The 15,158-nt window shown below is 31.7% G+C and carries 11 protein-coding genes; 1 reads left to right on the forward strand and 10 read right to left on the reverse strand.

Annotation, left to right across the window (positions count from 1 at the left end; genetic code table 11):
- Nucleotide 1: 1 nt before the first annotated feature.
- The 10 genes from NH26_RS07345 to NH26_RS07390 form a co-directional block, all read right to left on the reverse strand.
- Nucleotides 2-1,315 (reverse strand): alginate export family protein, encoded by a 1,314-nt coding sequence (locus tag NH26_RS07345; RefSeq protein ID WP_044218434.1) that lies wholly within the window; start codon nucleotides 1,313-1,315, stop codon nucleotides 2-4.
- A gap of 384 nt (nucleotides 1,316-1,699) precedes the next feature.
- Nucleotides 1,700-3,577 (reverse strand): hypothetical protein, encoded by a 1,878-nt coding sequence (locus NH26_RS07350; RefSeq protein ID WP_044218431.1) that lies wholly within the window; start codon nucleotides 3,575-3,577, stop codon nucleotides 1,700-1,702.
- A gap of 244 nt (nucleotides 3,578-3,821) precedes the next feature.
- Nucleotides 3,822-5,261 carry a sulfatase gene (locus tag NH26_RS07355; protein ID WP_199880231.1) on the reverse strand — a complete coding sequence of 480 codons (1,440 nt, stop codon included), beginning with the start codon at nucleotides 5,259-5,261 and terminating at the stop codon, nucleotides 3,822-3,824.
- Between the two features lie 223 nt (nucleotides 5,262-5,484).
- Nucleotides 5,485-7,020, reverse strand: coding sequence for a sulfatase family protein (locus NH26_RS07360; protein WP_199880232.1), 1,536 nt, complete (start codon nucleotides 7,018-7,020; stop codon nucleotides 5,485-5,487).
- 220 nt (nucleotides 7,021-7,240) lie between these two features.
- Nucleotides 7,241-7,597, reverse strand: a complete 357-nt coding sequence (locus NH26_RS07365) for a hypothetical protein (protein ID WP_044218429.1) — start codon at nucleotides 7,595-7,597, stop codon at nucleotides 7,241-7,243.
- Nucleotides 7,598-7,940: 343 nt separating this feature from the next.
- Nucleotides 7,941-9,491, reverse strand: a complete 1,551-nt coding sequence (locus NH26_RS07370) for an ammonium transporter (protein WP_084812088.1) — start codon at nucleotides 9,489-9,491, stop codon at nucleotides 7,941-7,943.
- A gap of 214 nt (nucleotides 9,492-9,705) precedes the next feature.
- Nucleotides 9,706-10,914 carry an NAD(P)-dependent oxidoreductase gene (locus NH26_RS07375; RefSeq protein WP_044218428.1) on the reverse strand — a complete coding sequence of 403 codons (1,209 nt, stop codon included), beginning with the start codon at nucleotides 10,912-10,914 and terminating at the stop codon, nucleotides 9,706-9,708.
- 146 nt (nucleotides 10,915-11,060) lie between these two features.
- Complete coding sequence (locus NH26_RS07380) at nucleotides 11,061-11,636, reverse strand: TerD family protein (RefSeq protein ID WP_044218427.1); 576 nt, start codon at nucleotides 11,634-11,636, stop codon at nucleotides 11,061-11,063.
- 595 nt (nucleotides 11,637-12,231) lie between these two features.
- Nucleotides 12,232-13,134 carry a hypothetical protein gene (locus NH26_RS07385; protein WP_044218425.1) on the reverse strand — a complete coding sequence of 301 codons (903 nt, stop codon included), beginning with the start codon at nucleotides 13,132-13,134 and terminating at the stop codon, nucleotides 12,232-12,234.
- A 91-nt stretch (nucleotides 13,135-13,225) separates the two neighbouring features.
- Nucleotides 13,226-13,693, reverse strand: coding sequence for a hypothetical protein (locus NH26_RS07390; RefSeq protein WP_139262928.1), 468 nt, complete (start codon nucleotides 13,691-13,693; stop codon nucleotides 13,226-13,228).
- 301 nt (nucleotides 13,694-13,994) lie between these two features.
- On the opposite strand from NH26_RS07390, the gene NH26_RS07395 reads away from it, so the two are divergent.
- Nucleotides 13,995-15,107: an NAD(P)/FAD-dependent oxidoreductase gene (locus NH26_RS07395; protein ID WP_044218420.1), complete on the forward strand. Its 1,113-nt coding sequence runs from the start codon at nucleotides 13,995-13,997 to the stop codon at nucleotides 15,105-15,107.
- The last annotated feature ends 51 nt before the right edge of the window (nucleotides 15,108-15,158 follow it).

Below are 15,158 nucleotides of genomic sequence, written 5' to 3' on the forward strand. Positions count from 1 at the left end.
ATTATTTTGCTTCTGCCTGTTTTACTTTTGATGTAAATAAAGTAGGCTTGAATGTGAGCATAACGAAAGCCCAATTATTAATCATTCCAGAATTTCCTCCTTTTAAAACTTCCATTGATTCTGTAGCAAACATTTGAGAGTATCCCACTACTAGCGATGCATCTTTACCTAATGCTCTAGCATAAATCAAATCGATTTCTGTACCTAAGTTGGAAGACACTTTCTCAAACTGACCATCTGTAGCGGTAGTGTTGTACATGTCTACAGCAGAAAAGAATTGATGAACCTGTGCTTTGAATTTCCCTTTCCCTACTTTGAAAGCAGTATTTAAATAGATGTCTTGAAGACCTACATTGTTTCCTTTCTTATCGTTATGAGCATTACCTACATAGAAGTAATCCATGAAACCGTTAAACTTGTGGTTAGTACCATAAGCAGGAGTAAAGTTTTTGATCTCACCTGAATCAGGATCTCCACCAGATAAAGTTTGGTAACCTAAAGTGATTGGAGTAAGCTTTGTCTTTAAAGTCAGATTTAAATCTAATAAGTATGCATTGATCGAAGCGGTAGCCATTTTACCTGTTTGGTAGTAACCTTCTCCGGCCACTGTTAAGTTTCCGAAAGTTTTAGCGCCTACTAAACCTAAAGTTTGTCTGTTAGAAACACTATCTGATGTTGCTCCATACTGAAATCCATCATTGAATACTAAAGCAGAAAGTTTACCTGATTCCCAAGTCTTGTTTGCCCAGATATACTGCATTGTCTTGTAGTTATTCACACCAGTATAGTCGTTTCCTACCAACATTCCTGGCTCAAAACCTACTTGGTTAAATGCTAAACCTAAGTGTACTTTTAACTTTGATTCTTTATTATTATATACAAACAAAGCAGCATCATGTCTCCTACCTTGTTGCGCCCATTCTAGCCCACCTAAAAATCTTTGATTGTCATAAGAGAGAATTTGACGTCCTACTTTTAAGCCAAATTTGCTGTTGAAGTTGTATTGTGCCCAAGCTTCTGAGATATTCGAAAGTGAATTTGGATCTGTTTTATAAATTTGGTTTGTCGAACCCCAAACTCTAACATCTTGTAAAGAAAGTCTCATAATGATCTTTTCCGACTTGTAATCCAAGTTTAATCTTGAACGCTGTTCTGTAAAGAATGCTGGCTCTTGAGAATCAGTTCTCAATTTTTTAAAACCATTTCTTAATTCAGACCTAGGACGAATCTCTGCTGATAGTTTAAACTCTTGAGCTGATACTTCTGATACAGCTCCACATAATAGCAACACAATAGCGTAAATTAATTTTTTCATTTGTTATACGTAGTTAAATAAGTATTATTACTTAGTGATACGCAAACTTAAAGTGATTAATTCAACATATTTAGGGGATATCACAGCCTATAAAATGTTTTTAAAACATACCAAAAGCTGCTTTTTATCATATTATTTATTGACCACAACTGACTGTCAGACACTTACAAAAGAAACTACGTATATTTAAACAAAACTACGTAGTTATTTTTTCATTAATTATTGAATGGAATTTCATCCATAGTTGTAGATTTTCCTCATTATGATCAATTCATTAAAAAAATCAGGGTAAAAAAAAATCACCTGAGAGGAAATATATTTTTTCAACTCAGGTGATCATAATTACTTTACTCTATATAAAAGAACAAGACTTAATGAAGAATATTATATTTCCTCCAATATAAATCCCTCTTCTTTATTTTCTTTTGGTGACACGAAAAGGTGAACATCTCCATTTGTATTTTGATCTTTTATATAAAGGTTTCTCCATACATTATATTCGACCTCATCAAGAAAGCTTTTAATGGCCTTCTGGTATTTATTGTCTATGACTTGTGCCTCACTATAGAATTTATTGCTTTGATAAGCATTCTGTTCAAAGTTAGCACACATCTTTTTATACTTTTGATAATCCACCTTTGCCCATTTTTCAATATTCTGATCACTCACTAAAAATCTCTTTAAGATCTCTTTCTTTTTATAGGAGAATACCATTTGTGCTAATTCCTTATCACATTCTTCATCTAAATTAGTATAGATATACGTTAACCCATCCGTATTCTTAGGAGTAAAACTTATTTCTTTTTTAGTGGTATAAGATATCACCGATTTATCATATCTTTTTAGGTCTACACTCACAACTCCCTTAGTCATTGGTAAATGAAAAACGGTAATTCCTTTATTCGCTTTTCCAAGAAATTGACCATTACAATACACCTCCCCTTTTTCATTTAAAAAACTGACCACCTCAATACTATCTTCACTCCCTTCAGGAAAAAAGCTATTATCATATTTCACAATTACTTCTGTCTTTTCATTAAATTTTGAAGGATATGCTTTATACGCTGTAATTATCATTTCTTTTTCTAGAAAACCTCCTTTATTTAACCATAAATTTTTGTAATACTTTAATAATAATGCATAACCATATCCATGATGAATTTCAGGAAATATATGAGTACCATTATTGACCTGATTCCAAGAATCAATTCGAATGAGATCGGCATCTAAATTCACCGCTTTCCCCAAAATACTTCTATAACCCTCCGTTAATTTTAAGTTGTGGTTCAATAAATAGATATCTGATAATTTCAATGTTTTTGATAATTCACTTCTACCTTTCACTCTTACATCATTCGCTTTTGTAATCATTTGGGTATTAAAATTATCTGATAATGCTGTAAAGACTAACCCTTTATTTTTATCCTTACACATCTCCTTTATAAATGCTATTCCTTTAAAATTTAATAGCTCATTCTTTTTTAAACTTATCGCATCAAAATACTTAAATAACTCTTTATGAAAATCTATTCTATTTGGAAATTTGGTTTCATATACAAAAGATAATGGGTAACTGACTTTATTATTTACCTTTTGAAATTGATGGTACATCCTCTCTACGATACCTTCTTTGGCTTCCAATTCTTTCATCTTTAAGCTCAAAGATTCATCTAAAATACTTTCTGGAGTTGAAGTGAATACAATTATTTCATTTTTTTGATTTCTCATCCACTTCTCTGAAAAGCTTGTTTTTGAATAAATCATTGACAGTATCTTTCCTACTTTAAAAAGTAGTTCTTCTTCAGAAGTTTCATTAGGGTTTCTTCTAAAGTTGACTTTTAAAGCAAAAGAAAAATCTAACTTTTTCTCATCTGCAAGGTTTACATATTGGATAATTGTTTTAGTAAGACGATCTAAATAATATGTATTGGTATTGATATATAAAGGAAATTCAAACCCATCTATACCTGCAGCTTTAGCCATTTTTATTTCCAACTCTAAAGCTTGTTCCGTCGATAGAGGATTGGTCAGAAAAGGTGTTAGAGGTTGATATGTTCTATATTTCCCATACATTTCATTTTCTTGAGCACCCAATAAAAATTCATACTTTAAACCCTTTAAAAAGCCAATATCCTTACTCATATTAAGACTGGGGTTACAGATAGCGATAACCTTTTTCTCTTTGAAATAATTAGGTGTTTGAGAAAGTGCAGAAGAACTCCATAATAATGTAAGGAGTAAAAAATGAGTAGTAATTTTCATTTTATACAGTTATGATTCACAATGATTTGCAATTGTGAATTACCTCTATTTTTGCTATTTAACTGTATTGAGAAATAAATTTTTTGTCGTTTTATGTTTAAAAAATAAAAGGAATGAATCAATGATGCATTCCTTTACTAACCTTGGATTAAGTTAATATGTATTTTTCTTAATAACTTGGATGACATATGAAAAGCCATCTAACAAGGTTGAGATGGCTTTTCATTGTATATATATTCTAAACTTATTTGATTGCTTCTAATCTCTTTTTCTCTCTCTTTTTATTCTTTGGTAAAAGATAGATATAAGAATTTTCTTCTGTTACTTCATCCCAACCTGCGTATACTTCTTCTTCCCATGCGAGTAACTCTTTCTTCATTTGCTCCACACGTTTAGTTTCGGTTTGTACTAAATTATTCTTCTCTGAGATATCATCTACTACATTAAATAATTCAAACTTACCCGAATGGTATTTCTTCAATTTCCAATCACCATTCATTATTGCAGCATATTGATCTTCATATGAACGCATGAAATACAAGTTTCTTTCCTCTATTTCTTTACCTTGAAGTAATGGTATTATACTTTTTCCTTGGATATTTTCATCCGTATATTTTTTACCTGAAGCTACTTCCATAAATGTAGGGAATAGATCAATAGTTTGAATTGGTGTGTTACATTCCGATCCTGCTTCTATCATTTTAGGATATTTGATGAACATTGGTACTCTTGCTCCTCCTTCACCTAAAGTATTTTGTCTTTTACCTCCAGCTAATGGACCATTTTCGAAGAAACCACCTTGATCAGAAGTTAAGATCACCATTGTGTTATCGTCCATGTTCAAACGTTTTAGAGTTGCCATGATCTTACCCACCGAAATATCCAAACATTCTACCATTGCGTGGTATTCTGCATATTTTTGGTTCATACCTTGATCCAAATACTTTTGTATCAATTCTTTCTTACCAATATGAGGTCCGTGTACAGTGTAATACCAAACTGACAACATGAAAGGCTGATCTTTATCGTAGTTTTCTAAGAAATGGATGGTCGTATCAGTCATCACATCTGTTAGATAAACTCCTTTTTTATCATCAAATTCTGTGTAGGCATTATTGTCTTTAAAAAACTTAGGATAGTAACTTCTTGGGTGACCATAATTACTCACTCCAATTTGTTCATCAAACCCTTGATGAATTGGGTGATAAGGCTCATGACCTAAGTGCCACTTACCAATAAAAGCATTGTAATATCCAAACTCTTTTAGTTTTTCAGCATAAGTTATTTCTTCTAAAGGAAGCCAGTTTCTTGAACCTCTTCTTACAGGATCAGTTTCCCATTTATGGAATTCTTTTGTATTTGAACCATCCTCATGTTCGTGAGGAATATGACGTGGCATTTGTAAACGCGCTGCCTCTTTACCCGTTAACATTGATGCTCTACTTGGGCTACAAGTAGGTGTTGGAATATACGCTCTTGTAAATTCCATACTTTCCGTTTTGAGTTGGCTAATATTAGGTGTTTGGAAAGATTCTTTTCTGCCTTCCAAATCAGCCCAACCATAATCGTCAACAAATAGTAAAACTATATTAGGTTGTTTTTCTTCCGTTTGCTGTGTTTTCTGTGCAGATGTACAACTTATTGCTCCTACAAATAATAGGAAAAGTAAACTATGTTTCATCATTTTCATTTCGTTTAATTGATGTTTACAAATGTCGAAAAGAAGACTTTCAATGGTGTCCATTTACATCTAAAAAATGTGCCTATTCGTCAATTTATCACCAATAGGTATCATAATATGTTGTTTTCGATTATTGACTTAAAAGTGCATCAAATATTAAGCGAAAAAAAACACCTCTTTATAGAGGTGTTTTTATTAAATAAGTGGTCACACATCTTAATTCTAACTATATACTACTGTCTATTTTGATTTCACTGATTGTTTTTTTTTCTTTAGCTAAGTGTCTTTTGTATAATTTTGAAAACTTCTTATGTCCAATTTCTTCTCCATCCACCATTCTTTGATAGTCTTCCGGATAATGTTCTTTCACGAAGTTCACTGCCGCCAATCCCGGTACAGGTTTTGGATTATAAACATTAGAAACGGGTGTCATTTTCTTATCCATCTCTAACGCTTCTTCTCTCATTTTAAGTAACACATTCTTATACTCAGGGTTATTCACCAAGTTTTGTGTTTCATTAGGATCATTTATAAAATCGTACAACTCTTCTACAGGTTTAGAAGAAGCAAACCAACGTTGTTGTATATCGTTTAATTTTCCTTCCTTTTCTAAAGTACGCATCACATGAACTGCAGGTCTATACCATTCCAAATAACCTTGATGTGCATCATAAGGTATCTCTGGTTTATCATTTCTAATATATCGAAAACGATCTCCTGTGATAGAACTAACTTGCTCTGGAATTTCATCCCACAAACCTCTAAAAGAATAGACATTTTTACGATCGAAGTGCTCGTCAATAAATGATTGGCCTGTTAAATAATCAGGAAGCTCGACTCCTGCAATATCTAAAATGGTAGCCGTAATATCTGTACTTGCAATTATTTGCTGTGATTCTTTATCATGTTCATATCCTTTTGGCCATTTTACAATTAGAGGAATTCTCGATCCTGGATCGAATAAATAACCTTTACCTTTGATATTACAACGTCCATTATCTCCAATAACAATAATGATGGTATTATCATATATACCTTTTGCTTTTAATTCTTCAATCAGCATTTTCATTTCATTATCGGCGTATTCGATTTGATCTAAATACTTGGCCCAATCCAAACGAATAGCAGGATGATCTGCATATTCTGGTGGAAGTTGTACATCTGCTGGGTTAACCGGATGTTTTGATTGCTCTCTTACATCAGACCACCAATCACCTCTATGTGTTACAGCCAACTGAATCTGAGCAAAAAATGGCTGATCATCTGCTGTGAATTCATCAAACTTATCAAAAAGTCCATAATCTTTTTCCCAATTACCAATAGGTTTGTGTTTGAAGTTTACATCAATTTTACGCCCCTTTTTCATCACATTTTTATGACCTAAAATGTTGGTGTATCCTTCTTGTTTTAATAAATAAGTGAAGGGTTGAAAAGGTGCCGATAGAGGTTCATCTCTATTACTTCTATGATGTTGTGTATTAGTTAATCTTTGGTGGGCTCCAACCATCATGGCAGAACGGTTAGTAGAACAGATAGAGGCTGTTCCATAACAATTGTAATATAACGTTCCTTCTTCAGCTAATGCATTAAAAGTAGGTGTTTTTACTGCTGGCATACCGTAACATTCAAAGTCATTACTAATATCTTCCAACATTACCCAAACGATATTAGGTTTATCCATTGTTTTTGTTTGCTCTTCACTTTTACAAGAGAAGAATAAACATAATAACGCTACTAAAAAACAGGTCTTAAATAATTTCATTTCAATCGAAAAATGTTTGTTTGTATAGTTCAAATGTCATTATTATTCATGAATAAAATGTATCCCTCCATAATAATTGTGTTATAATTAGATGAATCATAAATAAAAAACAAAAGCTCATCATCGTTTTTATAAGGATAATGAGCTTTCATCGCTAGATCAAAATATCTTTAAAGGTTTTATTATTTAGGAACGGAATTCTTTTTCATAAAAAAACCCACTAAAAAGTGGGTGAAAATTTTTCTATTTTTTGTTTTGTATCAAGTTGAGCTTGCTTCACCCAACGTTGAAATTGTTTCATTTTTCTATCTAATTCAGACGGTTGAGCACTCACTATAGAAGAATAAACCACCAAATCATTATGATTGACTTCTTCTATACCAAAAGACTCTCTAAACTTACTATTAGATAATAATTCTCTGTTAATTTTTTCAGAACGATCACGGCTCTCTTTTATGTTATGTGATAAGACTTTAAATGCAAAAGTAGCTGCATGTACTGAACCTCTTTTTAATTTCAGGCCCCATTTAAAGTCAAGCCGAGTAGTCGAAAATAACTCTGTGGATACTTGGCTCATTTTATATGTGTTATATATGTGTGTAAGTGTGTAAACTAAATATGGATAAATAGATTGTTATGCATTCCTACTTATCAAGTATAGTATAAATATACGCAAACCAATTTTCATATTTAAGTTTTGATAGATAAATAAACGTATTTTTTACACTTTGGTTTTATAATCAGAACATTATTTTTGGGATTTGAGTTTCTTTATGATTTCACACACTACTTTTTTCTTTAAAATTCATCTCCTTTTTATAAGAATCAATAATAAAAAAAGAGGTGTACTCAAGCTTTGAGCCACCTCTTAATAATTATATAAAATAGGATGTTTATATAAATAATTTTAATATTCTATATCATGCATGCATGAGTGGTTCATTTTTTAGAGAACTCTCTTTTAGAACACTTAATTGCCTTAATGATTCTTCTATATTTACTTTTTCTCCTCCTGCATCAATAAAAGCTACTCTCTCATTTTGAATTAAACCATCTCGATATGATTTACTTAGATCAATAAAATTTTTAATGTTAATTAGATTGTATCCTTTTCCTGAGACCTTTATAGAAGCATATTGTATTTTCTTCTCTCCTTCTTTTTCATAAAAGTCCTTTGGCATTTTTCGTCCTGCCATCATTCCTCCTAATTCTTGTTCCGGAGATACTCTTAAACCATATAAGGATTTAATAGTTTTGAACATGATAAAAGAAACTAATACTGTAAAAGCAATACAAACTTCCACTCCAATAGCTTGTACTAAAAGTTGTTCCCAACGTGGTAACATCAACAACTCCTCTTTACCGAACAAAGCCACGCATAATGTACCGAAAATACCACCAAACCCATGTACTGGGATAGCACCAACAGGATCATCGAATTTCAATACTTTCAATATTAGATCAAATGATAAATTATGAATAATTCCAGCTAAAAGTCCAATAATTAATGCACTTGAGGGAGATACAACATTACAACAAGCTGTAATTGCCACCAACCCTGTCAAAGCACCTCCTGCCATTTTCTCAATTAATTCAGTACGATCTTGGAAAAAATAACAGAAAATAAACGCTGAAAAACAAGAAGCAGCACCTGCCACATTTGTATTCAATATGATTGTATATACATCGTTGCCAAAGGTTAAAGTGCTACCTCCATTGAAGCCCCACCAACCTACCCAAAGTAAAATTACTCCAAGTATTGAATAAGAATAATCTGATGCTTTTATAGGTAAGATTTTACCATTCATATCAAATCGACCTAGTCTTGGTCCGACAAGAATAATTCCTACTAAGCCTACAGTTGCTCCTAATGTGTGTACTACTGTAGATCCTGCAAAATCCATAAATCCGATTTCAGCCAACCAAGCATGATTGGTTGGATCTAAAATATTTCCCCAGGCCCAATGACCAAATACCGGGTAAATAATAATAGCTGTAATTAAAGATCCTATTAAATAAGGTAATAAACCTGTTCTTCCTGACATGGCTCCAGAGACGATGGTTAAAGCAGTACCTGCAAAAGCCACCTGAAAAAGGAAAAAGACGATTCCAGGAATCCCTATTCCTGATTTTGTTAGATCACCACCTGCAAACAGATCGGTATTAAATCCGATGATACCATAAAGTGAATCTCCAAACATGAATCCATAACCTAGCAGAAAAAAGCCTAACATACCTGCTACCATATCCATCAAGTTTTTTGCTCCTACTCCGGTTCTATGCTCGGATTTAACAAGTCCTGTTTCTAAAGTTTTAAAACCAGCTTGCATAAGAAAAACAAGAATCGCACATAATAGCACCCAAAGGCTGTCTATATTAAATGACTGTTCGCTTGTATCGTAAATTGTGTCATTGGCCCATAAAAAAATAGGCATAGTAAGGCCAATGCATAAGAGTTTTAATCTTAACATAAAGTAATAATGTTAGTTGTATAAGGTGAAAAATAAGATCGAGATGCACACGAAAATTTTGTTACGCAATTATACGTACAACAATATTAAAAAAGCAAAGAAATGATTAAAATATTACATTATTAGTATAAAAAATATGTAAATACCCTTATTTCACATAAAAAAAGAGTAATCACTTTACGTAATTACCCTTAAATTTTATAACAAATATTGATTAGTTATTACCATCAACATAATCTTGTAAGTATTTAAACTTAGGTGTTAAAGCTTTACCATGAGTGATGGTTGCTCTTTCAATCACACCTTTATCTTTTACAAACAGATCTTCTAATACATTATCAATCATTTGTCTTCCGAATGCTTCTGAAGCATCTCTTGGAAGTTCATTCGGTAGATTATCAACAGCCATCACTGTTATATTTTCTTTACTTGATAACGCATCCTCTACTTCACCTGTTGTTGGATTATAATCATATAAAGGATCTGCAATCGTAGATGGTTGTTTTGTTGATGGAATAGAACCTTCAATATCACAAGTAATATCAGCAATCACTTTAATTTTAAAATCGCTCTTATTCATATCCTCTTTTGTGAATAATACTGGAGATGCAGGATGCCAAAATGCTCCGGCCACCAACATATCCGCAATGTTATTTAACTCACTAAAAGTGGAATTGTAATCAGAAGGAGCATCAAAAAACTCTTTGAGCACAAATGGCTTACCTTCTTTATGTTCATGATAATCTTTCGATCTTAACTGTACAAATACAGGCTTTTCAAATGAGTTATCTATAAAATCTTGCTTACTCACTTTCTTTAACCCAGCCGCTAAGAGAGTCTCAACAGCACCATTAGATACTCTACCAGATCCTGTAATTGCAATTTTATAATCATTTGGCAATTTTACCTTTTTGCACTCAATCCACATCTCATTTAAATCATGACATAAATGAGCAGGTTTAAGATCATAGGTACCCATTCTTTTACCATAGGCTAATAACCCATTATACGCCCCCACTAATCCTGCAAAACGACCAAAGGCAATTACTCTAGAACCATCTTCTCTAGTTAGCACCTCGTAATCCATAATGTCAATATTGTTTTTTAATATTGCTCTTAATAACTCCCTATTATAAGGTTGCTTTTTTATGGTATGAGAGAAGAAAAAGTACTTTTTATCTGGAACTAACTCAGGAATTGGCACCTCCTTTATTCCCAAAAGGATATCACAATCAGAGACATCGTCTACTACAGCAATACCAACTTCTTCATATTCTGCATCTGTATAACATCTAATTGGACTCTTTTGAACATAAATTTCAACATTAGGATATTGCTCTAATACTTCCTCACATTGTGCGGGAGTAAGTGCTACTCTTTTGTCTTCAGGTATTTTACCCTCCTTTATAATTCCTACTTTCATATATGTGTATGTGTTTAAACTTTCTTGTAAATGCCTATTTTGGCTATTTAAGTGAAGATGTAAAAAAAAATGTAATTGCCCAAGTGCTTTAACTTATGTATAGTTCGATTTAGTACTAAAGCACATCGTGATAAATAATCATTTGATTATAATTCGGGAATAAATTTATCTACATAACCCTGTAGACCAATTTTCGTCCCCCTTTCCGTTGGTAAAAACTTCCACCCTGTTGCCTCTCTTACTAAACGAGCAAACTCTACTTCTGTATCATCACTAAAGTCTGCATCCAAATCGTAATGTAAAATTTCTTGACTGTTCGATAAATTAACTACACGAATGTATGCCTCTTCCAACTGCCCGAAGTTATGTCTTCGAGCTTTTGCATCATATATACTTACAATAAAACGAAGTTCTTTTACCACAGGAGAGATATATGGTAGATTAATCAAGATTTCTTCATCATCACCTTCAGCATCTCCAGTTCTATTATCACCTTTATGTTTGACCATACCATCAGGAGAGGTCAGGTTATTGTAAAAAACAAAGTATTCATCAGAAGGCAACTTCCCGTCTTCACCCAACATAAATACAGAAGCATCTAAGTCTAACTGACCACCTTTCCTCACTTCCCATCCAAGACCTACTTTAACCTTAGATAGAATTTGATTATCCTCTGCACTTAATTTTACTCCTTTTCCCTTTTTTATAATTTCAGTTGGCATAAAAATCTATTATTTAGCAACTACAAATTTCCATAAACACCTGTTTATTACTACTAAGTAAATACATCAATACATATAATACCAACAAACATGGCTTCAAAAATAATTAACCAAGAAATACATTAATGTTTATCAATTCAAAAACACAAAATATTGAATCACCTTTTTTTATGGATAACCCTGTGATTCTTTATTAATTACTTCATTTTTAAATCTTACCTATTGAGCATCTTAATCCATTGATGATAGCATTAAAAGCAGGCATATTAACTAGTTGAACATCTCTCCCATCAGAATCAATAATAAAATAGGATTATTCATTACATAATTATAAGATGACCAACGCTAGAAATTATCAAACATTCAGGAAACTATGAAAGCATTGGATGATGTGATTAATAGTATTGACATGGAAATGACAGGTGGTTTTCTTGCGATTGATATTCGATCTTCATTGCATCACCTTGGATAAATTAGTGGTGAGGTAACTATAGATAAAGTGTTGGAGTATATAATTAGTAAGTTCTGTTTTGGCTAGTAGGTATAAAAAAATAGCTTTAATGATATTGATAATATGAGGGGTGATATAATAATATTAATCTTTCTCATCTCCCAAGTCAAGATTATACATCTCCTTTTCATATTCTTCCTCTCTTAAGTCATCTAACCTTCGATTATCAATTATTTGAACTACTGATTTAAGTATATATAATTGTTCCTCAAATGAAAATAAATTGGGATTACTGTTGAAAAAGGCTACAGTTTCTTCAATGGTTTTAATGGAAGTTAAATTATGCATTGAAATTTCATTTTCAATATCAATAAAAAGTAAATAAGAATGAAAGTGAGGGCCTAATATCCCAAATCTATAAATCCCGCTTCCCAATTCTTTTTGTTCAGACTTTACAATATTCTGATATGTAGTATCTAAGCTATTAACTATAAATAAGCTATTTCTATTGATCTCATTAGATGAGATTTCTCTTACTTTTATTAGGTATTGAAAAATTTCTGATTCAATTTCATCAAGAGTAATTAAAAATTTTAAAACGTTGATTACAGCTACAAAATTTATTTGATTATTGTCTTTGTACTTAAGGTTTTTAATATTAGGCACAAATGTAAAAGAGTAAATATATGACTCAATTTCATTTTTGTTTTTATAAATTAAATAAGGTAAAGTAAACCAATATACCTTATCATTTTTCTCTGAAGAAACGCTTATTATTGTTCTCTTTCTTTGTTCTGAAATAAATGCAATTTCTTCAAAAAAATACTCTTGTAATTCTAATTCACGATTTAATCTAGCATTTATTTTAAGGTATATTCTTATTATTTCAGATTTATCACTTTTAATATTTAAAATACCATTTTTAGGAAGTTTAGTTGAGATTTCCTCAATATGTTCTGGGGGTAGATATATGTTTATACTGTCATTTATCTGTCCATAAATATTAATTTGAAAAAGAAGTATTAAAGTGGTGATTAAGTATTTCATTTTTTTAATTGAGGTTGGAGAATTATTTACATTATGTAGTTAAGAACTATGATTTTGAAGAATATACTTCCCTATCTCAAATAATTCTTTTTCAAAATAAATTTCTGATTTCGTAATAAATTTCAAATGCACTATCAGTTAGGTTTTCATTTGACACCAAACTATCATATCCTGCGGGTATAAGCTTAAATTTAGAGATCACATGTCCATCATTTTCTACAATAAATTCAATGAATTCAAATCCACCTTTAGGAAATCCAAGATCAAAGTAAATAGTATCTTTTTTAATGGAAAGAAGTTCAGAGTAAATAGTATTAATATTTATTGTATCTGGTTTTGATATTGAAACCTCTGATATTTTTTCAGTTCTAATGTATTGGTTCTTTGAGATAGAATTTTCCGTAATTATATATTCCTTTGGAAAATATCCACTGTCAAAAGAAGCATCTATGATTCTTATTTTTTGTTGTCCAAAAGTATTAATTGACATCAAAAAGAAGATTAATTTAATTGTCGTACTTAATCGTATCATTTTCATATATCCAAAAGTCTCTTTCATATCTATCTGGTATATCCAACCTTATTTTATTCATATTTCAAAGTGTCTGCAGATTGTTTAATTTTTTTCTATATCTCTATAATATTCTTTTTCGATTTAAGAATTGAATAAGTTTAATACAAACTTATCTAAATCATGATGTCTTCCACGATTATCTCTTCTACCTGCTAACTCTCTTGCAAACTTCTATAGAAGTCTTTAATTTGTTTATTTAAGATGTATTTATGTTTTATTGGAATTCAAAATACAACAGATTGAGTCATCTTATTTTTTTATAAACAAGCCCTGTACCAACAAACACATGATTAGCTATTGGGAAAAAGAAAGTTTTCTAAACTATCATCTTATAATTATCGGTAGTGGCATAGTAGGATTAAGCACTGCCCTTGAATACAAAGAAAAACATCCTAATAAGAGAGTTCTGATTTTAGAAAAGGGAATTCTACCCTCTGGTGCCAGTACAAAAAATGCTGGTTTCGCCTGTTTTGGGAGTCTAACAGAAATTTGTGATGACCTCAATAACTACTCTTATGAATTTATTCTACAAACTGTTCAGAAAAGAGTAAACGGATTACAGAGACTTAGAAATAGAATTGGAGATAAAAATATGGATTATTCCCCCTATGGTGGATATGAATTAATTCAAAAAGATCAACTTCATTATTTAAGTAAGATCGACTCCATAAATGAAATGCTTCATCCTATCTTTCATCAAAAAGTATTTTATGATAGGACATTCAAAATTAAACGATTTGGCTTTGATTCCTCCTCAGTAGAAGAGCTACTTTATAACCCATTAGAAGGACAAATTCATACTGGAAAAATGATGAGTACGCTTCTTCAGAAAGCTAGAAGTAACGGTATTGAAATATTAACCGGGGTAAAAGTAGAACAGCTAGAAGAAAGTAATCATCATGTTGATGTTATCACACATCAAAGGATAAAATTTAAAGCTGAACAAGTGGCTGTTTGTGTCAATGGCTTTGCTTCTGATCTATTACCAGACTATGAGGTAAAACCAGGAAGAGGTCAAGTAGTCATTACTTCTCCGATCGAAAACCTACCTATAGAAGGAACCTTCCATTACGACAGAGGTTATTATTATTTTAGGAACATTGATAATAGAATATTAATTGGAGGTGGTCGACATTTAGATTATGAGGGAGAGACTACCACTGCAATGGAAACAACCAACTCAATCATTCAACCTATCAAAAAGTTATTAGAAGAAGTGATCTTACCTGATATAGACTTTACAATTGAACAACAATGGTCTGGTATTATGGGGTTTGGTGATAAAAAAGCACCTATTATAGAAAAACTAAGTGATAGAATTGCTGTAGGAATACGGATGGGAGGAATGGGTATTGCTATTGGTAGTGAAGTAGGACATGAATTGGTGGATATTATCTAACATCAATTTAGTTGAAATATCTTCTCTGAATTAGAAAACAATCTATTGGGT

Origin of the sequence: Flammeovirga pacifica (genome assembly GCF_000807855.2) — a bacterium.
GTDB lineage: Bacteria > Bacteroidota > Bacteroidia > Cytophagales > Flammeovirgaceae > Flammeovirga > Flammeovirga pacifica.